This window comes from Azospirillum tabaci (genome assembly GCF_014596085.1).
In the GTDB taxonomy this organism is placed as follows: Bacteria; Pseudomonadota; Alphaproteobacteria; order Azospirillales; family Azospirillaceae; genus Azospirillum; species Azospirillum tabaci.
The window spans coordinates 347,908-367,913 of the sequence record NZ_JACCJY010000002.1 but is presented as its reverse complement, the minus strand read 5'-3'; the positions used below and the strand labels follow the sequence as shown (position 1 = coordinate 367,913).

Annotated in this window: 17 protein-coding genes; 9 read left to right on the top strand and 8 right to left on the bottom strand. The window is 68.1% G+C overall.

Annotation, left to right across the window (positions count from 1 at the left end):
* Positions 1 to 115: 115 nt before the first annotated feature.
* From H0B54_RS04875 to H0B54_RS04855, 5 genes are all read right to left on the bottom strand, one after another.
* Positions 116 to 1,690, bottom strand: coding sequence for a SpoIIE family protein phosphatase (locus tag H0B54_RS04875; protein ID WP_188259444.1), 1,575 nt, complete (start codon positions 1,688 to 1,690; stop codon positions 116 to 118).
* Complete coding sequence (locus H0B54_RS04870; RefSeq protein WP_188259443.1) at positions 1,687 to 2,484, bottom strand: substrate-binding periplasmic protein; 798 nt, start codon at positions 2,482 to 2,484, stop codon at positions 1,687 to 1,689. Before H0B54_RS04870 ends, H0B54_RS04875 begins: the two co-directional genes overlap by 4 nt.
* A gap of 111 nt (positions 2,485 to 2,595) precedes the next feature.
* Entirely contained in the window at positions 2,596 to 4,374 is a 1,779-nt protein-coding gene (gene ftsH, locus H0B54_RS04865; RefSeq protein ID WP_188259442.1) for an ATP-dependent zinc metalloprotease FtsH, read from the bottom strand.
* 137 nt (positions 4,375 to 4,511) lie between these two features.
* Positions 4,512 to 5,456 carry a DnaJ C-terminal domain-containing protein gene (locus tag H0B54_RS04860; RefSeq protein ID WP_188259441.1) on the bottom strand — a complete coding sequence of 315 codons (945 nt, stop codon included), beginning with the start codon at positions 5,454 to 5,456 and terminating at the stop codon, positions 4,512 to 4,514.
* A gap of 48 nt (positions 5,457 to 5,504) precedes the next feature.
* Complete coding sequence (locus H0B54_RS04855; protein ID WP_188259440.1) at positions 5,505 to 5,960, bottom strand: RT0821/Lpp0805 family surface protein; 456 nt, start codon at positions 5,958 to 5,960, stop codon at positions 5,505 to 5,507.
* 179 nt (positions 5,961 to 6,139) lie between these two features.
* Here H0B54_RS04855 and pdxH point away from each other — a divergent pair, with 179 nt between their 5' ends.
* The 9 genes from pdxH to H0B54_RS04810 all read left to right on the top strand — a co-directional run bounded on the left by pdxH (position 6,140) and on the right by H0B54_RS04810 (position 16,030).
* Positions 6,140 to 6,751 carry a pyridoxamine 5'-phosphate oxidase gene (pdxH, locus tag H0B54_RS04850; protein ID WP_188259439.1) on the top strand — a complete coding sequence of 204 codons (612 nt, stop codon included), beginning with the start codon at positions 6,140 to 6,142 and terminating at the stop codon, positions 6,749 to 6,751.
* 34 nt (positions 6,752 to 6,785) lie between these two features.
* Positions 6,786 to 7,736 (top strand): cation diffusion facilitator family transporter, encoded by a 951-nt coding sequence (locus tag H0B54_RS04845; protein WP_188259438.1) that lies wholly within the window; start codon positions 6,786 to 6,788, stop codon positions 7,734 to 7,736.
* 162 nt (positions 7,737 to 7,898) lie between these two features.
* The gene (locus H0B54_RS04840; protein WP_188259437.1) at positions 7,899 to 9,290 is read left to right on the top strand and encodes a methyl-accepting chemotaxis protein; all 1,392 of its coding nucleotides are present in this window, start codon (positions 7,899 to 7,901) and stop codon (positions 9,288 to 9,290) included.
* Positions 9,291 to 9,490: 200 nt separating this feature from the next.
* Entirely contained in the window at positions 9,491 to 10,525 is a 1,035-nt protein-coding gene (locus H0B54_RS30160; protein ID WP_188259436.1) for a methyl-accepting chemotaxis protein, read from the top strand.
* A gap of 99 nt (positions 10,526 to 10,624) precedes the next feature.
* On the top strand, positions 10,625 to 10,858 hold the full coding sequence (locus H0B54_RS04830) for a hypothetical protein (RefSeq protein ID WP_094302337.1): 234 nt from the start codon (positions 10,625 to 10,627) through the stop codon (positions 10,856 to 10,858).
* A gap of 193 nt (positions 10,859 to 11,051) precedes the next feature.
* Positions 11,052 to 11,876, top strand: a complete 825-nt coding sequence (locus H0B54_RS04825) for an MBL fold metallo-hydrolase (protein WP_188259435.1) — start codon at positions 11,052 to 11,054, stop codon at positions 11,874 to 11,876.
* 81 nt (positions 11,877 to 11,957) lie between these two features.
* Positions 11,958 to 13,229, top strand: a complete 1,272-nt coding sequence (locus tag H0B54_RS04820) for an SLC13 family permease (protein ID WP_246472324.1) — start codon at positions 11,958 to 11,960, stop codon at positions 13,227 to 13,229.
* A 167-nt stretch (positions 13,230 to 13,396) separates the two neighbouring features.
* A complete protein-coding gene (locus tag H0B54_RS04815; protein ID WP_188259434.1) occupies positions 13,397 to 14,437 on the top strand; it encodes a glycosyltransferase in 1,041 nt (346 codons plus the stop codon).
* Between the two features lie 9 nt (positions 14,438 to 14,446).
* Positions 14,447 to 16,030, top strand: coding sequence for a hypothetical protein (locus H0B54_RS04810; RefSeq protein WP_188259433.1), 1,584 nt, complete (start codon positions 14,447 to 14,449; stop codon positions 16,028 to 16,030).
* A gap of 109 nt (positions 16,031 to 16,139) precedes the next feature.
* On the opposite strand, the gene H0B54_RS04805 is transcribed toward H0B54_RS04810, so the two are convergent.
* The 3 genes from H0B54_RS04805 to H0B54_RS04795 all read right to left on the bottom strand — a co-directional run bounded on the left by H0B54_RS04805 (position 16,140) and on the right by H0B54_RS04795 (position 19,948).
* Positions 16,140 to 17,321 (bottom strand): CobW family GTP-binding protein, encoded by a 1,182-nt coding sequence (locus H0B54_RS04805; RefSeq protein WP_188259432.1) that lies wholly within the window; start codon positions 17,319 to 17,321, stop codon positions 16,140 to 16,142.
* The gene (locus H0B54_RS04800) at positions 17,291 to 17,797 is read right to left on the bottom strand and encodes a Fur family transcriptional regulator (protein WP_188259431.1); all 507 of its coding nucleotides are present in this window, start codon (positions 17,795 to 17,797) and stop codon (positions 17,291 to 17,293) included. The genes H0B54_RS04805 and H0B54_RS04800 overlap by 31 nt, the downstream gene beginning before the upstream one ends.
* Positions 17,798 to 17,914: 117 nt before the next feature.
* Positions 17,915 to 19,948: a PhoX family protein gene (locus H0B54_RS04795; RefSeq protein ID WP_188259430.1), complete on the bottom strand. Its 2,034-nt coding sequence runs from the start codon at positions 19,946 to 19,948 to the stop codon at positions 17,915 to 17,917.
* Positions 19,949 to 20,006 lie beyond the last annotated feature (58 nt).

The following is a 20,006-nucleotide window of genomic DNA, read 5'->3' as shown; positions in this document are numbered from 1 at the left end:
GTGCTTATTGTTCACAGGGCCGGCGCGAAAACTATATGAATTCGAATGGTAGGTCGAGCGACTTCGGCCCGCGAAGGTCCCCTGCTGCAGCATTACGCAATCCTCACGAAAGCAGTTACGCGATTTCCCACAGGGTGTTCCGCGTCGGGGCCGCCGGGTCGCCGGCCAGCCGGACGCGGAAGCCGACCATGGTGATGTCGTCGCGCTGCGGGCGATCGCCCTGGAAGCCGGACAGGCAGGCCTCGATGCGCTCCTTCTGCCGGTCGAGCGGCAGCACGCTGCACTCCTCGACCACACCGTGCAGCCGGCGCTTCCCGAAACTCCGCCCCCGCTCCCCGCCGCATTGGTCGGTCAGCCCGTCGGTGCAGATGTAGAAGGTCTGGTCCGGCCGAAGCTCCAGGCTGTGATTCGTGAAGGCCGGGGTCGGGCCGGACGCGCGGTAGCCCAGGCTGCGGCGGTCGGCGCGGATCTCGGTCAACCCGTCCGGACCGGCGATGGCCAGAGGCAGGCGGGCACCGGAATAGACGAGCCGCCGCTGCGCCGGCTGGACGTAGCACAGCGCCAGGTCCAGCCCGTTGTCGAAGCCGCCCTCCCAGCTTGCCGCGTCCCCGTCCTGGTGCAGCGCCGCCCGCACCTTGCCGTCCACCATGGCGAGCAGCGCCGCGGGATCGGCGGCGCCCATGCCGTCCACCACGTTGTTCAGCACCGCGCTGGCCGTCATCGTCATGAAGGCGCCAGGGACACCATGGCCCGTGCAGTCGGCCACGCCGATCAGGAAGCCGTCCTCGACCTCGCGGTAATAGTAGAAGTCGCCACTGACCACGTCGCGCGGCCGCCACAGGACGAAATGCTGGGCCAGCCCGCCCTCCAGAACCTCCGGTTTCGGCAGGATGGAGGATTGGATCAGTTGGGCGTAGTTGATGCTGTCCATGATGCGGCGGTTGATGTCGGCCAGAGCCTCCGTCCGCTCCTGGACACGGGATTCCAGGGTCTGGGTGTAGTCCTGGACCGTCTCGGCCATGCGGTTGAAGGTCTTGGTCAGGACGCCGATCTCGTCCTCCCGCTCGGAGGCGAGGCGGGCGCCGTAATCGCCGCGGGACACCGCCTGGGTCGCTTGGGTCAGGCGCCGCAGCGGGCCCAGCACGACGCGGTTCAGCATGACGCTGATGATGGCGATCGCGGTGACCAAGGACAGCAGAAGCAGCCCGACCACCGGCAGCAGCGCGTCCAGCGTGTTCCGGTGGATTTCCTCGGTCGAATAGAGCAGGCGCAGAGTCCCCACCTGCCGGGTCACTCCGTCGCGCCCCCGCAGGTCGATGGCCTTCTCGACCATGGTGGAATCGGCCACGACCCTGGGGTCGCCGGAAACCGCCATCGGTTCGCTGCGCCCCGGCTCGAAGACGGAGACGGCGAGAATGGCCGGGTCGCGCTCGCGCAGCGAATCGATGATGTTGCGGACAGCGCGGTCGTCAATTTCCCAGATCGGGTTGGCCAGCGCGTCCGTCTGCATGGCGGCGACCAGCTGCGCCCGCTTGGTCAGCGCCGAGAACTGCTGATGCTCCACCACGTTGGCCGACACGGCCACGGCGACCATTCCCACGGCGGCGGCGGTGACCAGGATGACGCTGCCGATGCGGGTCAGCAGCGAACGGTCATGCCGTCCAACGGCGAGGGAGCGCAGTTCGGTCACGGGACGATTCCCTGGCGGGTCCACAGCGCCGGCAGGGCGCCGCTGCGCTCCAGCCGGTCGAGCGTGCCGTTCACCCAGGCCGCGCTGACCGGACCGTCGCGGCGGACCAGGATAGTGTGCTCGTAGATCTGGTCGGTGCGGTCGGACACCAGGAGCAGCGGCGCCATGTCGGGGTTGGCCTTCAGGAACTGCGCCAGGAAGGAGCGCGTGACGATGGCCAGCGCGGCGCGTCCGGCGGCGACGCTGCGCACGTTGCCCTCATGCGTGACGGTCAGCCGGGTGTTGAAGCGCTTCTCCAGGACCTCCGGGTCGGCGGTCATGCCGGCGAAGGCGTAATGGTAACCGAGCCGCCCCAGGATCGTCTTGTCGTCCAGCCGGTCGAAGTAGCTCTGGTCCATGCCGGGACCGGCCTTGGCGACGAATACCTCCGCATCGTGAAGATACACCCGCGAGGCCTCCACGGGGCGCCCCTTCCAACCCCAGGCGAGGCTTTCGAAGGCCATCATGTCGAAGCGGCCACGCTCCATGTCCTCGTAGCGCCGCTGGGGGGAGGTGCGGACCAGCTCGAATCGGAAGTCGGTCTGCTCCGCGTTCAGCAGGTCGAGCAGGGATTGCGTGACGCCGCCGCCGGATTCGGTGACGTAGGGAGGAAACTCGTAGGCGCCGACCCTGACGGTCAGCGGAGCGGTCACGGAGTCGGCGGTTGCCGCGAGGCCGGACGACGGCAGGCCGCCCGCCGTTATTCCGGCGAGCGCCAAGGCCAGTATCGTCCGGCGGGCAACCGCGTCTGCCATCCTCAGCCCCGATGCTGATCGCACAGCTGTGCGGAAATTCTACGGCATTTTACCAATGTATGCGCGTATGCAGCAATGTTTGTCGTTGAATGTGAACGAGAAAATTCGCCATCAGGCCGCTTCCGTTTCCCGCTGCTCCTCCGCCAGCGCGCCGATTTCCTCGCCGCTCAGCGTCTCGCGCTCCAACAGGGCGGCGGTGATCCGTTCCAGTGCGGCGCGGTCGGCGGCCAGGATGCGCCGGGCGCGCTCCATCCCCTCGTCGGTGATGCGGCGGACCTCTTCGTCGATGCGCCAAGCGGTGCGCTCGGACCGGACGATGGCCGGGTCGTTGCCGGCGTGGGCGACATAGCCGATGGCGTCGCTCATGCCCCAGGCGGTGACCATGCGGCGGGCGAGGTCGGTGGCGGCGCGGAAATCGGCCTCCGCCCCGGTGGTGACCGCATCCGCGCCGAAGACCAGGTCCTCGGCCGCGCGCCCGGCCATGGCGACGGCGATGTCGGCCAGCAGCTTGGCGCGCGACACCGACACGCGGTCGCCCTCCGGCAGCCGCACGACCATGCCCAGAGCGCGGCCGCGCGGGATGATCGTGGCCTTGTGGATGGGGTCGGCCTCCGGGCAGCGGATGGAGACCAGCGCGTGACCAGCCTCGTGATAGGCGGTCAGGCGCCGCTCATGGCTGGAGAGGGCGAGGCTGCGCCGCTCGTTGCCCATCAGGACGCGGTCCTTCGCCGCCTCGAAATCGGCCATGCCGACGATGACGCGCCCGTTGCGCGCGGCCGACAGAGCGGCCTCGTTGGTCAGGTTGGCCAGTTCCGCGCCGGAGAAGCCGGGCGTGCCCCGCGCCACCGTACGGACGCAAACGTCGGGGGCGAGGTGCAGCCGGCCGGTGTGGACGCCCAGGATGGCCTCGCGCCCGGCCACGTCGGGCAGCGCGACATGGATGTGGCGGTCGAAGCGGCCCGGCCGGGTCACGGCGGGGTCCAGCATCTCCGCGCGGTTGGTCGCGGCGATCACCACCACCTCGCCGCCATTGACGATGCCGTCCATCTCGACCAGGAGCTGGTTCAGGGTCTGCTCCCGCTCCGAATGGGAGTTGGATTCGCCGCGCTTGCCGGCCAGGGCGTCGACCTCGTCGATGAACAGCAGGCAGGGGGCGGCGGCCCGCGCCGTCTTGAAGACGCTGCGCACCCGCGCGGCGCCCAGCCCGACGAACATTTCCACGAAGTCGGAGCCGGACACGGTGAAGAAGGGCACACCGGCCTCGCCGGCCGCGGCCTTCGCCAGCATCGTCTTGCCGGTGCCCGGCGGGCCGACCAGCAGAATGCCCTTGGGCACGCGGGCGCCGGCCATCGCGAAGCGGCGCGGGTCGCGCAGGAACTCCACGGTTTCGCGAAGCTCCTCCTTTGCCTCGTCCACTCCGGCGACGTCGGCGAAGACGGTGCCGGTGTCGCGCGGGCGGACGCGGGTGGCCCGGCTGCCGCCGAGGAACTGCCCTCCGCTGAGCAGCAGCGCGCCGATCAGCAGGCCGATCACCAGGAAGGGCGCCAGCTTCTCCAAGACGGAGACGGTGCCCGACACCAGCCCGCCGGCCTCCTCCTCGAAGGCGATGGCGATCTTCCGCCCGCGCAGTTCCTTCAGCAGGTCGTCGGTCACCGGAACGACGGCCCGCAGCCGCTGGCCGTCCGGCGTGACGGCGTGCGCCCCGTCGCCGCGGAAGGTGACCGAGGCGATGTCCCCCCGTTCGGCCGCCGCCACCAAGTCGCTGTAGGTCGCGATCTCCTCGGCGCCGTCACGCGCGTAGTCGGTCCAGGCCGCGAAGGCGAACCAGCCAAGCAGAAGCGCAGCAACAACGGCGAGGGCGGTCAGATACTTTTTCGGGATCGGCGGCATGGCGTCCTACGAAAGCAGCGAAAACCGTTTCCGGCACATCGCCGTCATTGATGAAGGCGCCACCGGCCCGCATCAACCGCATTCGATCCAAGACTTTTCTTTGACATACAAGTGAGGAGAGGGTTAACGGCTCCGGCTCACTCCAGGCCGGCCTTTTTGCGCACGTCGTAGCTGCGCGTCCTGGACCATTCCTCCATGAACTTGACCAACTCCGCGTCGGGCGGGTCGGGGAGGACGACCTTCAGCTTCACATACTGGTCGCCGGCCTGCTTGGTCGCTTGGTTCATCACGCCCTTGCCGCGCAGCCGCAGGGTGGACCCGGTGTTGGCCCCCGGCGGAATCTTCAGCGCGACCGGACCGCTGATGGTCGGCACGCGGATGGTGGCGCCGAGAACCGCCTCGTTCAGGGTGATCGGCACCTCGACATGGATGTCGGAAGCTTGGCGGGTGAAGAAGGGGTGCGCCTCGACATGGACCTCGACGATGGCGTCGCCGGCCCCGAAGCCGCCGGCGCCGGGAAGCCCCTGGCCCTTCAGCCGCAGCTTCGCCTGATCCTCCGTCCCCGGCGGAACGGTGACGTCGATGCTCTTGCCGTTGGACAGGCTGATGCGCCGCTTGGTGCCCTGCGCCGCCTCGACGAAGGGCACGGAGACCGAGTAGTTGATGTCACTGCCGCGCGACCGCGAGCCGCCGGCGGCACCACCCGCCGCCCCGCCGCGCTTGCGTCCGCCGCTGAACAGGTCGGAGAACCAGTCCTCGCCGCCGAAGAAGGAATCGTCGCCACCGCCGCCGGCCCCGCTGTAGGCGCGGCTGCGCCCGGCGTTGGCGCGGGAGCGGCCGCCGAAGCCGTGGTGGCGCTCCTGGCCGGAGGAGTCGATCTCTCCGCGGTCGAAACGGGCGCGCTTGTCGGAATCCGACAGCAGCGTGTAGGCCGCCGAGATTTCCTTGAAGCGCTCCTCGTTCGCGGCGTTGCCGGGCTTCAGGTCGGGGTGGAACTCCTTGGCGAGCTTGCGGTACGCCTTCTTGATGTCGTCGGCGCTCGCGGAGCGGGTGAGGCCGAGGATTTGATAAGGGTCACGCATGCTTTCCACGAACAGAGTTATTCCACCCCGAAGCCCGGGGATACGGCGTTACGAATTGGCGACAATCTTCCACGTACCATCGGCCTGTTTGCAAGCGGTTCCGTAAGCCAATTCGGTCTGGCTCTTTGTGGTTACCGTTTGGTGGAACTCACGGCAGTACTGGCCGGCGTTGTTGTAGCCCTCGCGCGTCGTGGTCAGCGAGCCGTGATGGCCCGTCGCCGGGTTGGTCCAGCCCACCTTGTCCCGGACGGGGGCGGGGTGGGCCCGCTGGCCCGGGGTCGCGGGGGGGGCGGCGCCCGAGGGCTGGACCGCGGCCCCGCCGATGAAGGCGCCCAGCAGCGGGCCGGTGCCTGAGGACGCGACCTTGCCCGACGCGTTGCCATAGGTCGACGAGATCCGGCCGCCGACGGTCTCGGCGTTCTTGGTGGCTTCCTGCGAGGTGCTGACGCAACCCGCAAGCAGGGCGATCGCCATCGCCGCCGGGACGAGTTTCTTCACGAACATCGATGCTGCCTCGAAAGGTTGGGAGCCGGCGTGCCTTGCTTCTGGCGCACCGGTGGACACTCATATATGCGAGGCTATCCTATCTGTGAATTGGGCATATTTGTGAACTGGGAAGACGCCGGGAACGGCGCCGAAACTTGACGTTGAAACTTGGGCCACGGCCGCGCAACGAGGGCAAGATGAGCGAATCCAACGACCGGGACCCGTACGCCCTGTTTCAGGATTGGATGGACGAAGCCACCCGCAGCGAAATCAACGATCCCAACGCCATGGCGCTGGCCACCGCCGACGCGCAGGGGGCGCCGTCGGTGCGCATGGTGCTTCTGAAGGGCGTCGATCCGCGCGGATTCGTCTTCTACACCAACACGGAAAGCCGGAAGGGCGAGCAGCTTCTGGCCAACGCCAACGCCGCGCTGTGCTTCCACTGGAAGACCCTGAGGCGCCAGATCCGCGTCGAGGGCGCGGTGGAACAGGTGTCCGACTCCGAGGCCGACGCCTATTTCGAAAGCCGCCCGCGGGAGAGCCGCATCGGCGCCTGGGCGTCGCAGCAGTCGCGCCCACTGGAGGGCCGTTGGGAGCTGGAGAAGCGGGTCGCCCAATTCGCCGCCAAGTTCGGCCTGGGCGCCGTTCCCCGCCCGCCGCACTGGACCGGATTCCGCATCCTGCCGCGGCGAATCGAGTTCTGGCAGGACCGCCCCTTCCGCCTCCACGAGCGGACTCTGTATCTGCGCGAGGGCGACCCGGCGGCGGCGGAGCCCGCGCGCTGGACGACGGAGCGTCTTTTCCCGTAAAGGACGGGTGCCGTCATCACATAAGAAGGCGCTCATGAGCGAATCGCGTTCGCACCGGCTGCGCCGTTACGCGACCTACGCCAGCGTGTCGGTGTCCCTCACGCTGATCCTGGCGAAGCTGGCGGCCTATCTGGCGACCGACTCGGTCAGCATCCTGTCGTCGCTGATCGATTCCAGCACGGACATGATGGCCTCGGTGGTGACGCTGCTGGGGGTGCGGACGGCGTTGCGCCCGCCGGACGAGGCGCACCGCTTCGGCCATGGCAAGGCGGAGGCGCTGGCCGCGTTGGCCCAGGCCGCCTTCATCGGCGGCTCCGCCCTGTTCCTGACCATCGAGGCGGTGCGCCGCCTCATCACCCCGCAGCCGGTGGGCGAGGGGGCGGTGGGCATCGCCGTGATGCTGCTGTCCATCCTGCTGACCGCCGGCCTGATCACCTTCCAACGCCATGTGGTGACGGCCACCGGCTCGGTCGCGGTGGGGGCGGACCGGCTGCATTATTCTGGTGACCTGCTGATGAACGCGGCGGTCATCCTGGCGATCCTGCTGACGGGATGGACAGGCATCAGCGCCTTCGATCCGCTGTTCGGACTGGGCATCGCCGCCTTCCTGCTCTACGGCGCCCGCAAGGTCGCCAGGGAGGCGCTGAACGTCCTGATGGACCGGGAGCTGCCGGTGGAGGAGCGGGAGCGCATCGCGGCGCTGGTGATGGCGCAACCGGACGTCGCGGGGATGCACGACCTGCGCACCCGCAGCTCCGGCGTTGGCGCCTTCATCGAACTGCACTTGGAACTCGACCCCTCGCTGTCGGTCGCCAGGGCGCACGACATCACCGATCGGGTGGAGAACCGCCTGAAGGAAGCCTTCCCCGGCGCTGAGGTTCTGATCCACCAGGAGCCCGCCGGTCTTCAGGACGACCGGCTGGACCGTCGCATTGCGGATGGCCAGGGCGCCCCCGGCCAGGGCGTCGAGGGCAGTGCGGGCTGACGCTTTCTCCGCCTTCGGTTGCGAGCGGGTTACCAGAGCGCAATAATTGAGCACATTGCCTTTTAGAATGACCCTTCCTCCGTTGCGCATTTGTAAGGGTTCGGTAATAATTGCATTGGATTTTAGCGCTCTGCGCATTCTTGTGAAACGGATGGCGGAAAAATGGACAGTGCGTTCGGCGGCCGCTCTCATTTGATCGCGGACATTGCCACCGAAGCGGGCAATCTCGGCATCGAGATCGCGGACATCGCGGGCCATGTGGAAGAGGTCAACGGCCGCCTCGGCCATCAGGCCAACGTTTTCGCGCAGTTGCGTGGGACCGGGAATAAGATGTCGGAGAGCACGCAGCGCATCTCCGCCGCCGCGACCGTGGCGCGCTCCGTGACCGAGCAGGCCCGGCAGGAGGTCGAATCCTCCCACGACCGGGTGCAGCGGTCCATGGACGACATCCACGCTCTCGTCGCCGCGGTGGGGGGCATTGAGGGCCAGATCGCCGGCCTTCAGGAGGCGCTCGACCGCGTGGGCCGGGTCGCCAAGGAAATCTTCGTCATCGCCAAGCAGACCAACCTGCTGGCGCTCAACGCCACCATCGAGGCGGCCCGCGCCGGCGAGGCCGGGCGCGGCTTCGCCGTGGTGGCGAACGAGGTGAAGGCCCTGTCCAAGAAGACCAGCGAGGCGACGACGGAGATCGACGCCACTCTGAAGTATCTCAACGACCAGGCGCAGCGCCTGATGGCCGAAAGCGCGTCCAGCGCCGGCAAGGCCCGCGCGGTGAGCGAGGGCACCACCGCCATCGGCGCCGTCATCGAGACCGTCGGCCGGGCCATGTCGGAACTGAACGGCGAGACCGACAAGATCGACGCCGCCTCCTCCGAGATCGGTGCCAACTGCGAGGAGCTTCAGCACGAGATCGACGACCTCGCGGTCGGTGTGCAGCTGTCCAGCGACAATCTGGCCCAGGCTCGCGACCGCGTGAACACGCTGGTCGGCATGAGCGAGCGGCTGATCGGCATCACCGCCGAGTTGGACGTGGAGACGGTGGACACGCCCTTCATCCGCATGGTCCGTGACGCCGCGTCGCGAATCTCCGCCGATTTCGAGGATGCGCTGTCGCGCGGCGAGGTTCGCGAGGGCGACCTGTTCGACAGCAATTACCAGCCCATCCCCGGTTCCAACCCGCAGCAGCACATGACCCGCTTCACGGAGTTCTGCGACCGCATGCTGCCGAGGGTGCTCGATTCGCTGCTGGGGCAAAGCGAACGCATCGTCTTCTGCGTGGCGGTCGACTCCAACGGCTATCTTCCCACCCACAACCGCAGGTTCAGCCAGCCCCAGGGTGCCGACCCGACGTGGAACGCGGCCAACTGCCGCAACCGCCGCATCTTCAACGACCGCGTCGGCCTGGCCGCGGGGCGAAGCATGAAGCCGTTCCTGCTCCAGACCTATCGGCGTGACATGGGGGGCGGCCAGTATGCCCTGATGAAGGACGTGTCGGCTCCGATCACCGTGCGCGGACGCCATTGGGGCGGCCTGCGTCTGGCCTACAAGGTCTGAGCCGTTCCACTTCCGCATACCGGGGGATGACATTGCGCCGCAGGGTGTGGCACGGCGCTGGCTGGCGTTCTGTGTTGCGGATGTGTGATTGCGTCGATTCAATGCGGCTCGGGTGGGTTGCGGATGATTGAATGAGCCGACAAGTGGTTGTTCGGTCATCCTTTGGGGGTCGTCACCGATAATCCTTGGAGGTGATGTTCATGCCCGAGCGTATCGTGGCGTTGTCGCGCGCCGTGTCCGATCTTGCCACGCGCAAGATGGACGAGATCCAGGCCGTTACGAACACGACCAAGATCCTGGCGCTCAACGCCCTGATCGAGGCGACGCGCGCCGGGGAGGCTGGACGCGGCTTCGCCGTGGTGGCCCAGGAGGTGAAGGCCATCTCGGAGCGGATCACCGGCATCGGCGGGGAACTGCGCGCCCAGATGGCGGTGCAAACCGACGAGTTGAACACGCTCGGCAACCGCTTGGTTTCGCAGTTGCGCGGCGGACGGCTCGCCGATCTGGCGCTCAACATGATCGACATCATGGACCGCAATTTGTACGAGCGGTCCTGCGATGTGCGGTGGTGGGCCACCGACAGCGCCGTGGTGGATTGCGCCACCGCTCCGTCCGAGGCCAACCGGCGCCAAGCGGTGCAGCGGCTGGGCGTCATCCTTGGCGCCTACACGGTCTATCTCGACCTCTGGGTCGTCGATGCTAAGGGCGTGGTTCTGGCGACGGGACGGCCCGACCGCTACCGCCGCGCCGTGGGCAGTTCGGTCGCGTCCGAATCCTGGTTCCGCGAGGCCATGGCCACCCGCAGCGGCACCGACTTCGCGGTGGCCGACATCGGCGCCAACGACCTGTTGGACCGTGCGACCGTCGCCACCTACGCCACGGCCATCCGGGAGGGTGGCGAGGAGAACAGCCCCGTCATCGGCGTGCTGGGAGTCTTCTTCGACTGGCAGAATCAATCCCAAGGCGTGGTCGATTCCGTCCGCCTGACCGACGAGGAGCGCTCCCGGACCCGCTGCCTTCTGGTGGACAGCCGTTGCCGCGTGATCGCTGCCTCCGACCGCAGGGGCGTCCTGACGGAGAGCTTCCCCTTGCGCACCGGCGGCCACGGGCACGGCAGCTACTCCGACGACCAGGGGCGTGTGGTGGGTTTCGCCGTGACTCCAGGTTACGAAACCTACAAGGGACTCGGCTGGTTTGGAGTGATCGTCCAGGATTCCGTCAGTCGTTGCGAATAGACGTGTCGGATTGCAGCAATTCGTCTTTTTTGAGCGCTCCGCCTGAAATGTTGGCGAAACACCCCTGTGGTGCAGTTGGACCACGGAAAGGTGTTTCGCATGCAGGCTCTCAGGCATATCGTGATCGTACCGGAACAGGAAGACGACCTCGTGGCGGAGGCGATCCGCGACGTGCTTGTGGCGGACGTCATCGATCAGGCCACGAAGGACCGGCTGGTGGACGGGCTGACCGTTCTGAAGGCCGGACTGGACTGCCCCGACACCGGCTGCGTCGGCTGCTACCACCGCCGGTCCTGCGAACGGTTCATCGAAAGCATCCTGTGGACCAGTTGACCGTGCACCGGCTGCTCCAAGGCTATCGACTTGGTCCAATCCGGAAGGGGGCGGGCTCCCTCTTTGGAACCGGTGGGGCTGTGACGGTCGTCACCGCGTAAACCGAAAACCATGCTAAAATGCCGTTTTAACGGTCCTCACCCGCAGGCTCGGTGCGGCGCGGTGGTCCGGAGATCGGTGTATCGAGGGCGGTATGGGCTTTTCGGTGACCTTCTGGGGGGTTCGCGGCACGGTCCCTTGCCCGCTGCCGTCCCATATGGGCTTCGGCGGCAACACGAGTTGCGTGGAGGTCCAGGCGGGCGGCCAGCGCATCGTCATCGACGCCGGAACCGGCATCCGCATGCTTGGGAAGCGTCTGCTGAAGGAGGGCGCCGCCGAGGCGACCCTGCTGATGAGCCACACCCATCTCGACCACATCTGCGGCTTTCCCTTCTTCGCCCCGGCCTACAACAAGGGTTTTCACCTGCGCATCGTCTCCGGCCACCTGAACGGCACCCCCGGGACCGAGGCGGCCATGGCGCGGCAGATGGAACGCCCCCTGTTTCCGGTGCCGATGCGCACCATGGGAAGCAACATCGTCTTCGATGAGATCACGGCGGGCGACCGCTTTGCGCTGGGCGAGGGGGTGCAGGTCCGCACGGCGCGCCTGAACCATCCGGACGGCGCCACCGGCTATCGCATCGAGCATCTGGGCAAATCCTTCGTCTATGTGACCGACACCGAGCATGTGCCCGGCCATCCCGACCGCAACATCCTCGACCTGATCGACGGCGCCGACCTCGTGCTCTACGACAGCACCTACACGGACGAGGAGTGGCGGAACCGCATCGGCTGGGGTCATTCCACCTGGACCGAGGGCGTCCGGCTGGCGCAGGCCGCCGGTGTCAAGCAATTGGTTCTGTTCCACCACGACCCCGACCATGACGACGCCGCCATGACCGCCATCGAGGCGGCGGCCCAGGCGGTGTTCCCCAACTGCTTCGCCGCGCGGGAAGGGATGACGGTCACGCTGGCCTGACCTTGGCTTGGCGCCTATGGCCTGACCCTGTGCGGGCCGTTATAGAGGGGCTTCCTCCACCCCGCAGCGACTCCTCCATCCATGCCCAATCCCTTGCTGACCGTCCCGCCCATGACGCTGACGGTCGTCGCGCTGTTCGTCCTCACTTATGTCGGCATGGCTCTGGGGCGCTTTCCCGGCCTGCGCATCGACCGCACCGGCATCGCCCTGGTCGCGGCGATCCTGCTGCTCGCCATCGGGGCGCTGGAATCGGGGCAGGTGACGGAAGCGATCGACTTCCCGACCCTGTTCATCCTGTTCGGGCTGATGGTGCTGTCCGCCCAGTACGCGGCCAGCGGCTTTTACGACTGGTGCGCATTGCGGGTGGCGCAGGCGGCGCGCTCTCCGGCCCGGCTGCTGGCGGTGACGGTGGCGGTGGGCGGCGGCCTGTCGGCGGTGCTCGCCAACGACGTGGTGGTCTTCGCCATGACGCCGATGCTCTGCGTCGGTCTGTTGGCCCGCCGGCTGGACCCGCGGCCCTACCTGATCGCCCTGGCCGGCGCGGCGAACGCCGGGTCGGCGGCGACCGTGATCGGCAACCCGCAGAACATCCTGATCGGCCAGCTGGGCCATCTGGATTTCTGGCGCTTTCTGGCGGTGTGCGGGGTGCCGGCGCTGGTCGGCCTCGTGGCGGTCTACGCCGTGGTGTGGCTCGCTTGGCGAGGCCGCTTCGGCGAGCCGGACGACGGTGCCGCGGGGCAGGGCGGGGCGGAGCCGGTGACGTTGGACCGGGCGCAGCTCGGCAAGGCGGTGGTGGCGACCCTCGCGCTTCTCGGCTTGTTCACCACGGACCTGCCGCACGAGATCGGCGTGCTGCTGGTCGCCGGGGCGATGCTGATCAGCCGGCGGCTGGCCTCGCGCGGGATGCTGGGCATGGTGGACTGGCATCTGTTGGTCCTCTTCGCCGCGCTGTTCGCCATCAACCATGCGCTGAAGCTGACCGGCCTGCCCGCGGAGTTCGTGTCGGGCCTGGAAGCCGCCGGCTGGCTGCCCGACCGGCTGGCGGTGATGACACCGCTCGCTCTTGCGGCCAGCAACAGCATCGGCAACGTGCCGGCGGTGATCCTGTTGCTCGCCGCTTGGCCATCGCCGCCGGAAGGGGCGCTCTACGGGCTGGCGGTGCTGTCCACCCTGGCCGGCAATCTGCTGATCCCCGGCAGCCTCGCCAACATCATCGTGGTGGAGCGGGCGGCGGCGTCCGGAGTCCAGCTCGGCTTTCTGGAGCACGCCCGTTGCGGCATCCCGATGACCCTTTTGTCGATGGGATTCGCCGTTTTGTGGTTGTGGGGCACCGGCTGGATGCGTCTGAGCTGATTTTTCTCCTTTCGGGCTATGCGAATGGTGCCGCCCCTCTCCGTCCGGGGCATTGCCCTCTCTTCGCAAAGCAAAAAACTTGGGGTGGCCTCGTGTCGAGGCACGGCCCCAAGGCACAGACGCCCGAAGCACAGACGCTCAAGGCACAGACGAAGGACGGAAACCGCATGTCAGAAGCCCAGACGCCCCGGACGCTGGACACCGGAGCCCAGGAACGGCCTCGGGAAACGCCCTGGGAGACTCCGGTCGTCGCGGTGGTGGTCACCCACAACCGTCTGGCCCTGCTGAAGACCTGTCTGGCGGCCATCCATGGGCAGGAGCCGCGGCCCGACCGCATCGTCGTGGTGGACAACGGCTCCAGCGACGGCACCGCGGAATGGCTGGCCGAGCAGCGGGCGGCGGTTCCGGAGCTTCTGGTGGTCCGGCAGGCCAACATCGGCTCCGCCGGGGCCTATCACACCGCCTTCGCCACGGCGCTGGAACTGGGCGCCCGCTGGATCTGGAGCACCGACGACGACGGCATCCCGGCGCCCGGCGCGCTCGCCGAACTGCTGCGCCAGGGGGAGCGGCATGATCTCGACCTCGTCGGGCCGACCGTGGTCGCGGCGGAGGATCGGGGCGATCTGGCCTTCACCATGCAGGGCTTCACCAAAGCCGACGCCTTCGCCGCCGCGGCGCAGGACGGCATCGTGCCCGGCACCATCGCGCTGTTCAACGGGACCCTGCTGCGCCGCCGCGTGTTCGAGCGGATCGGCAACATCAAGCGCGAGATGTTCATCTGGGGCGACGAGTGGGAGTTCACGCTGCGCGCCCGCCGGGCCGGGCTGCGCGACGGGACGGCGGTGCACGCCCTGCACGTCCACCCGCGCAACCGCCGCACCCAGCGCCCGCTGGCCGGCGGCTTCCTGGGCACGGTGGAGGAGATGCCGGAGAACCGCGCCCCCTATTTCTTCCGCAACATGGGCTACATCCACGCCACCTACGAGCGCAAGTCCATCGCCCGTATGATGGTCAAATACACGCTCTACTACCTGCTGCACCGGCGCGCCGACATGAAGGGTCTGCGTGGATTCTGGACCCATTACCGGGCGGGCCTGCACAACCGCTATCCGGAGGATCTGCAGGCGTCCCCCACGGCGTCGATCCCTGCGGCTGCTCCTGCGGCCGCCTCTGGCGCTCCGCCCCAGTCCTTCCCGAAAAGCGTCTGAGGGGGCCGCATGTTCAGGGATTTCACCCTCGACGGGCGGGCGGCGTCGCGCGCCGAGTCCGTGTATGTCTGGCCCGCCGCCCTGCTGATCCTGGTGGCGGCCTCGGTCCCCGTCTGGATGTTCGAGATCCCGGCGCTGGGCGACTACGTCAACCACGTCACGCGGATGTACGCCCTGGCCCATCTGGACCAGGACCCCGCGCTGGCGCAATTCTACATGGTGCGCTGGGCGATCATCCCCAATCTGGTGATGGACATCGTCGTGCCGCCGCTGGCCAAGCTGATCGGTGTGCACACCGCGAGCCGGCTGTTCGTCACCGCCAGCTATCTGGTGCTGGTCACCGGCTCCATCGCGCTCTACCGCGCCGTCTGGGGCCGGGTGGAGCTGGGGCCGCTGGCCGCCGGGCTGTTCCTCTACACGCTGTCCACCTACATGGGACTGTTCAACTACCTGTTCGGGCTCGGGCTGGCGCTGTGGGGGATCGCCGGCTGGATCATGATGCGGGAGCGGGCGCCCTGGCAGCGCGGGCTGGCCTCGCTCGGCGTCGTGCTGCTGCTGTTCATCTCGCACCTGTTTGCGCTCGGCCTCTACGGGCTGACGCTGCTGGCCTTCGAAGGCTGGCGGCTGTGGCGGAGCGGCGGCTGGCGCGACCCGCGGCGGGCGTTGCCGGACGCGCTGGCCTTCGGTCTGCCCTTCCTGATCGTGCCGCCTCTGCTGCTGATGAGCCCGTCCTCCGGTTTCGCCGACGCGGTGCTGTGGGTCGGCATGGCGAAGCTGATGGGCTTCGACTTCCTCTTCGGCGGCTACGCCGACACCGTGGGCTACGTGACGGGAATCGCCGTCGGGCTGGGCATCGCCTGGGGCTTGTGGAGCAGGACGTTGCGCGTCCATCCAGTCGGCGCCATCACCATCGCGCTGGGGCTGGTGGTTTACGCGGCGATGCCGCTCGTCCTGTTCGGCTCCTGGTTCGCCGACAGCCGCCTGCCCATCGGCATCGCCTTCGTCGCGCTGGGCTTCGTGCGGTGGGAATTGGCGACCTCGGCCATGCGCGTGGCCTTCCTGTCCGTGGTCGTTGCGCTGTCGCTCCTGCGCAGCGCCGACGCCGGGGTGGGGCTGGCCAAGGTGGACCCGTTGCTGGAGGAGGTGCGCCAGTCGCTGCTGCGCATCGAGCCGGGCAGCACGGTGCTCGCCACCTACGCCGACGAGACGCTGCATAAGTCGGTCTTCCGTGCCACCCAGTTCACCGACGACCGCGCCCTGTCCTTCGGCCTGCACCACGCGCCGGTGCTGGCGCTGATGGAGCGGTCCAGCCTTGTGCCCATCGCCTTCACCCATCCGGGCAAGCAGGTGCTGTTGCTGAAGCCGGACTATGCGGACCTGGACGGCGATTTCACCTACATGCCGCGCATCGGCTACGTCGCCGACGCGGTGCGCCAGCCGGGCTTGCGCGACAACCATTACTGGGCCGACTGGCCCCGGCGCTTCGGCTACGTCTATGTGCTGTTCAGCGAGCCCGGCCGTGCCAACCCGGTGCCGGAGCATCTGACGCTGGTGCAGGAGGGGCGGTACTTCCAGCTTTACAAGGTGAAGTGAGGCGGGCGGTTGCCCCCACCCTAACCCTCCCCCGCTTTGCAGGGGAGGGGACTGTTTCTTCCTCCCCTGCGTCAGCGGGGGAGGGCCGGGGTGGGGGCAAGGAGTGCCCTCAGGCCGCCCCTTCCGCTCCCCAAACGAACTGATCGAACATCGGCTGGATCACCGCCTCGCCGATGTCGCGGGTGATGAAGACGATCTTGGAGCGGTGATCCTCGCCGGGCCATTCCTGGAGCTGGACCGGCGGGTGGAACATGTGCTGCACGCCGTGGACGACGACCGGCAGCGGGCTTTCCTTCACGTTCAGCAGCCCCTTGATGCGCAGCAGGTTCTCCCCGCCGGTGGCGATCAGGGCCTCCATGAAGTCGACGAAGTTGTTCCACGGGATCGGCTCGTTCACCACCATGCAGAAGGCGCGGATGTGGTCGTCGTGCCGGTTGGCGTCGTGGTGGTGGTGATCGTGCCCGCAGTCGGGACCGCAGGCGTCGCCATGGTCATGACCATGCCCATGGCCGTGATCGTGGTGCTCATGCCCGTGGTCATGGTCATGTTTGGCCTGCTCGTCGCGGTACGCCTCCTCGCGGAGCCAGCGCGCCACGTCGGGGCTCTTGGTGTCGGGGTTGTAGAGGCCGGCGTCGAACAGCTGCTTCGGGTCCACCTCGCCGAAGGCGGCGGGGATCTGCGGGGCCGCCGGGTTGATCGCCGTCAGACGCTGACACAAAGCGAGCGTCGTGTGCGGCGTGGCGAGGTCGGTCTTGGTCAGCACGATGCGGTCGGCGACGGCGGCCTGCTTCACGCTCTCCGGCTGGCGGTCGAGCTGGCTGGCGCCATGCACCGCGTCCACCGTGCTGATGACGCCGTCCAGGCGGAAGCGGGCGGCCAGCAGCGGGTCGCTCATCAGCGTGTGGATGATCGGGGCCGGATCGGCGAGGCCCGTGGTCTCCACCACCACCCGGTCGAACTCCGGGATGTCGCCGCGCACGCGCTTCAGGAACAGGTCGCGCAGCGTGTCGACGAGGTCGCCGCGGATGGTGCAGCACAGGCAGCCGCTGTCCATCAGCACCATGTTCTCCGACGCCTTGGCGACCAGCAGATGGTCGAGCCCGACTTCGCCGAACTCGTTGATGACCACGGCGGTGCGGGCCATGCCGGGATGGTGCAGGAGCCGTTGCAGCAGCGTGGTCTTGCCGCTGCCGAGGAAGCCGGTCAGCACCGAGACGGGGAGGCGGGGCGCCGGCGTGGCGGTGGGGTTGGGTGCGGCGGTCACGGGGTCTTCTCCTGGCAGTCGGTGCATGTGCCGCGCACCTCGACGGTGGGACGGCTGACCTGGAAACCATGCTCGGCGGCGATGGTGCCGATGGCGGCGCGGATGCGCGGGTCGTCGATCTCCACGGCGTTGCCGCAGGTCTCGCACACCAGGAACTGCCCGGAATGGACAGCACCCGGCGCCGCGCAGCCGATGTAGGCGTTCAGCGATTCGATGCGGTGGACCAGCCCATGCTCCACCAGGAACTCCAGTGCGCGGTAGACGGTCAGCGGGGCGGTGGCCTTGCCCTCGCGCTGGCTGAGGTCTTCGAGGATGGCGTAGGCGCCGCGCGGCTTGTGGCTGTTCCAGACCAGCTCCAGAACCTGCCGGCGCAGGGCGGTCAGCCGTGCGCCGCGCTCCGCGCACAGGGCGTCGGCGCGCATCAGCGCGTCGGCGATGCAATGCGCGTGGTCGTGCCCATGATGGGAGGCCGAGCCAGCGGTGGGGTGGGGGTCGGCGGTCATGGCGTTATCTTATTACATCGCCGGACGCCGACACCAGACAAAGAAGAAGGGCGGCCCCGGACGCGGGGGCCGCCCTTTCAAGGCGTGTCGCTCGATTGGGGGCGGTTCCCCGACCGGTCAGAGACCGATCACGCCGCCGTCCTTCTTGGTGATGGCGACCACCGACGGGCGCGGCGGCATGTTCGGCTTGAAGTCGGGCCACCGGGTTGCCGGGTCCTCGAAGGAGGAGAGCTTGCCCTTGAAGCCTTCCCACTGGTCCACGCCGTCGGTGGCCGGGTGCTGCACGGCGACGAACAGGGTCTTGTCGTCGGTGGTGAAGCAGGGGCCGCACATCTCCGCACCCACCGGCACGCGGTAGAACATCTTGGACAGGCCGCGCAGGTTGCCTTCGGTCTCCACGGCCCAGACGCCGTCGGCGGTGCCGGACGCCTTCTTCCAGTTCTCGCCCTGGTCGGTGGTGATCCACAGGCGGCCGCGGTGGTCCACCGCCGCGTTGTCGGGGCAGGAGAACCAGCCGTTGGCCGAGGTGTCGGCGTGGAACTGCGCGCCGACCTTCTCGTCCGCCGGGTTGCCGCCGCGGACCAGGATGGTCCACTCCGCCTTCGTCGAGGCGTGGTTGCCGTTCTCCGGCAGGATCTCGACGATGTGGCCCCAGTTGTTCTCGGCGCGCGGGTTGGTCGCGTCCACCTGCTCCGGCTTGCGGCGGGAGTTGTTGGTGAGGATGACGTAGACCTTGCCGGTCACCGGGTTGACCTCGATGTCCTCCGGGCGGTCCATCTTGGTGGCGCCCAGCGCGTCGGCGGCGAGGCGGGCGTTGATCAGGACGGTGGCCTGGTCGGGGAAGCCCTTCTCGGCGGTCAGCGGACCCTGGCCATGGACCAGCGGCAGCCACTCGACCGAGGCGTCGGCCTTGAACTTCGCCACGTAGAGCGTCCCGGTCTCCAGGATGTCCATGTTGGCGGCGCGGTTCTTCGGGTCGAACTTCTTCGCCGCGACGAACTTGTAGACATAGTCGAAGCGCTCGTCGTCGCCGGTGTAGGCGACCACGGTGCCGTCCTTGCCCAGCGCGATCTGGCAGGCCTCATGCTTGAAGCGGCCGAGCGCGGTGCGCTTCTTCGGGGTCGAGGTCGGGTCGTAGGGGTCGATCTCGACGATCCAGCCGAAGCGGTTGGACTCGTTCGGCTCCTTCGCGATGTCGAAGCGGTCGTGATGGACGCCCCAGTTGTACCATTCGCCGGGGAAGCCGTAGCGCTTCAGCACCTTGGCGTTCGGGGTGGTGTCCTCGACCTTGCCCCAGAAATAGCCGTTGAAGTTCTCTTCCGCCGACAGCCAGGTGCCCCAGGGCGTCATGCCGCCGGAACAGTTGTTCAGCATGCCGCGGACCATCGTGCCGGTCGGGTCGTAGCTGGTCTTCATCAGGGCGTGGCCGGCAGCCGGGCCGGTGATGGCGCAGGGCGTCTCGCCGGTGATGCGGCGGTTGTAGCGGGAGTCCGCCACCGTCACCCACTTGCCCCTGACCTTGCGGATCTCGACGACGGTGCCGCCGTGGGCGGCCATCTCGATGTCCACCAGCGCCTTGGTCATACGGGCGAACTTGTCCTTCTGCTGCTCCACGCCGACGCCGGGGAACATGACCTCCTCGTCGGTGTATTCGTGGTTCACGCAGAGCAGGGCGCGGTCCGGCGACTGGGAGCCGAGCGGCAGCGGGGCGTAGCCGACGAAGTCGTTGTTGTAGCCGAACTGCTTCGACTGCGCCTCGGCCGACTGGTTCATCGGGTCGAAGGCCGGCGCGCCGGGGACCACCGGGTCGCCCCAGCGGATCAGGATGTCGGCGTTGTAGCCGGCGGCGACGTGATGGTCGGCGTCCACGCCATGCGCCACTTCCTGGAAGGAGAAGCTGGCCTTGGCCGGGCGCGGGGCGCCGGTGACGGCGGCCTCGGCCTCGCGCGGCGAGGAGAGCAGGGCGGCCGGGCCGATCAGGGCGCTGACCGCCGCTCCGGTCAGCATGCCGCGCACCATGTCGCGACGGCCGAGGCGCGCGTTGATGACGTCGCCCATGGTCGGGTTTTCGGACGGGTTGGAGCCGATGTCCTCGCGGCCCTCGAAGGTCAGATACTTGGTGCCCTTCTGGGGCAGGTCATGGGTGTCCATCGGTGTGCCTCGTCTCTTTCCGCAAATTTATTTTGGGTAGGGGCGGGCGCACCTTACC

What these genes read in the sequence shown, in the direction of transcription:
- H0B54_RS04795 (WP_188259430.1), bottom strand. Translation starts at nt 19,948, where the DNA reads ATGGACACCCATGACCTGCCCCAGAAGGGCACCAAGTATCTGACCTTC.
- H0B54_RS04805 (WP_188259432.1), bottom strand. Translation starts at nt 17,321, where the DNA reads ATGCACCGACTGCCAGGAGAAGACCCCGTGACCGCCGCACCCAACCCC.
- H0B54_RS04840 (WP_188259437.1), top strand. Translation starts at nt 7,899, where the DNA reads ATGGACAGTGCGTTCGGCGGCCGCTCTCATTTGATCGCGGACATTGCC.
- H0B54_RS04810 (WP_188259433.1), top strand. Translation starts at nt 14,447, where the DNA reads ATGTTCAGGGATTTCACCCTCGACGGGCGGGCGGCGTCGCGCGCCGAG.
- H0B54_RS04815 (WP_188259434.1), top strand. Translation starts at nt 13,397, where the DNA reads ATGTCAGAAGCCCAGACGCCCCGGACGCTGGACACCGGAGCCCAGGAA.
- H0B54_RS04820 (WP_246472324.1), top strand. Translation starts at nt 11,958, where the DNA reads ATGCCCAATCCCTTGCTGACCGTCCCGCCCATGACGCTGACGGTCGTC.
- ftsH (WP_188259442.1), bottom strand. Translation starts at nt 4,374, where the DNA reads ATGCCGCCGATCCCGAAAAAGTATCTGACCGCCCTCGCCGTTGTTGCT.
- H0B54_RS04860 (WP_188259441.1), bottom strand. Translation starts at nt 5,456, where the DNA reads ATGCGTGACCCTTATCAAATCCTCGGCCTCACCCGCTCCGCGAGCGCC.
- pdxH (WP_188259439.1), top strand. Translation starts at nt 6,140, where the DNA reads ATGAGCGAATCCAACGACCGGGACCCGTACGCCCTGTTTCAGGATTGG.
- H0B54_RS04830 (WP_094302337.1), top strand. Translation starts at nt 10,625, where the DNA reads ATGCAGGCTCTCAGGCATATCGTGATCGTACCGGAACAGGAAGACGAC.
- H0B54_RS30160 (WP_188259436.1), top strand. Translation starts at nt 9,491, where the DNA reads ATGCCCGAGCGTATCGTGGCGTTGTCGCGCGCCGTGTCCGATCTTGCC.
- H0B54_RS04800 (WP_188259431.1), bottom strand. Translation starts at nt 17,797, where the DNA reads ATGACCGCCGACCCCCACCCCACCGCTGGCTCGGCCTCCCATCATGGG.
- H0B54_RS04870 (WP_188259443.1), bottom strand. Translation starts at nt 2,484, where the DNA reads ATGGCAGACGCGGTTGCCCGCCGGACGATACTGGCCTTGGCGCTCGCC.
- H0B54_RS04855 (WP_188259440.1), bottom strand. Translation starts at nt 5,960, where the DNA reads ATGTTCGTGAAGAAACTCGTCCCGGCGGCGATGGCGATCGCCCTGCTT.
- H0B54_RS04825 (WP_188259435.1), top strand. Translation starts at nt 11,052, where the DNA reads ATGGGCTTTTCGGTGACCTTCTGGGGGGTTCGCGGCACGGTCCCTTGC.
- H0B54_RS04845 (WP_188259438.1), top strand. Translation starts at nt 6,786, where the DNA reads ATGAGCGAATCGCGTTCGCACCGGCTGCGCCGTTACGCGACCTACGCC.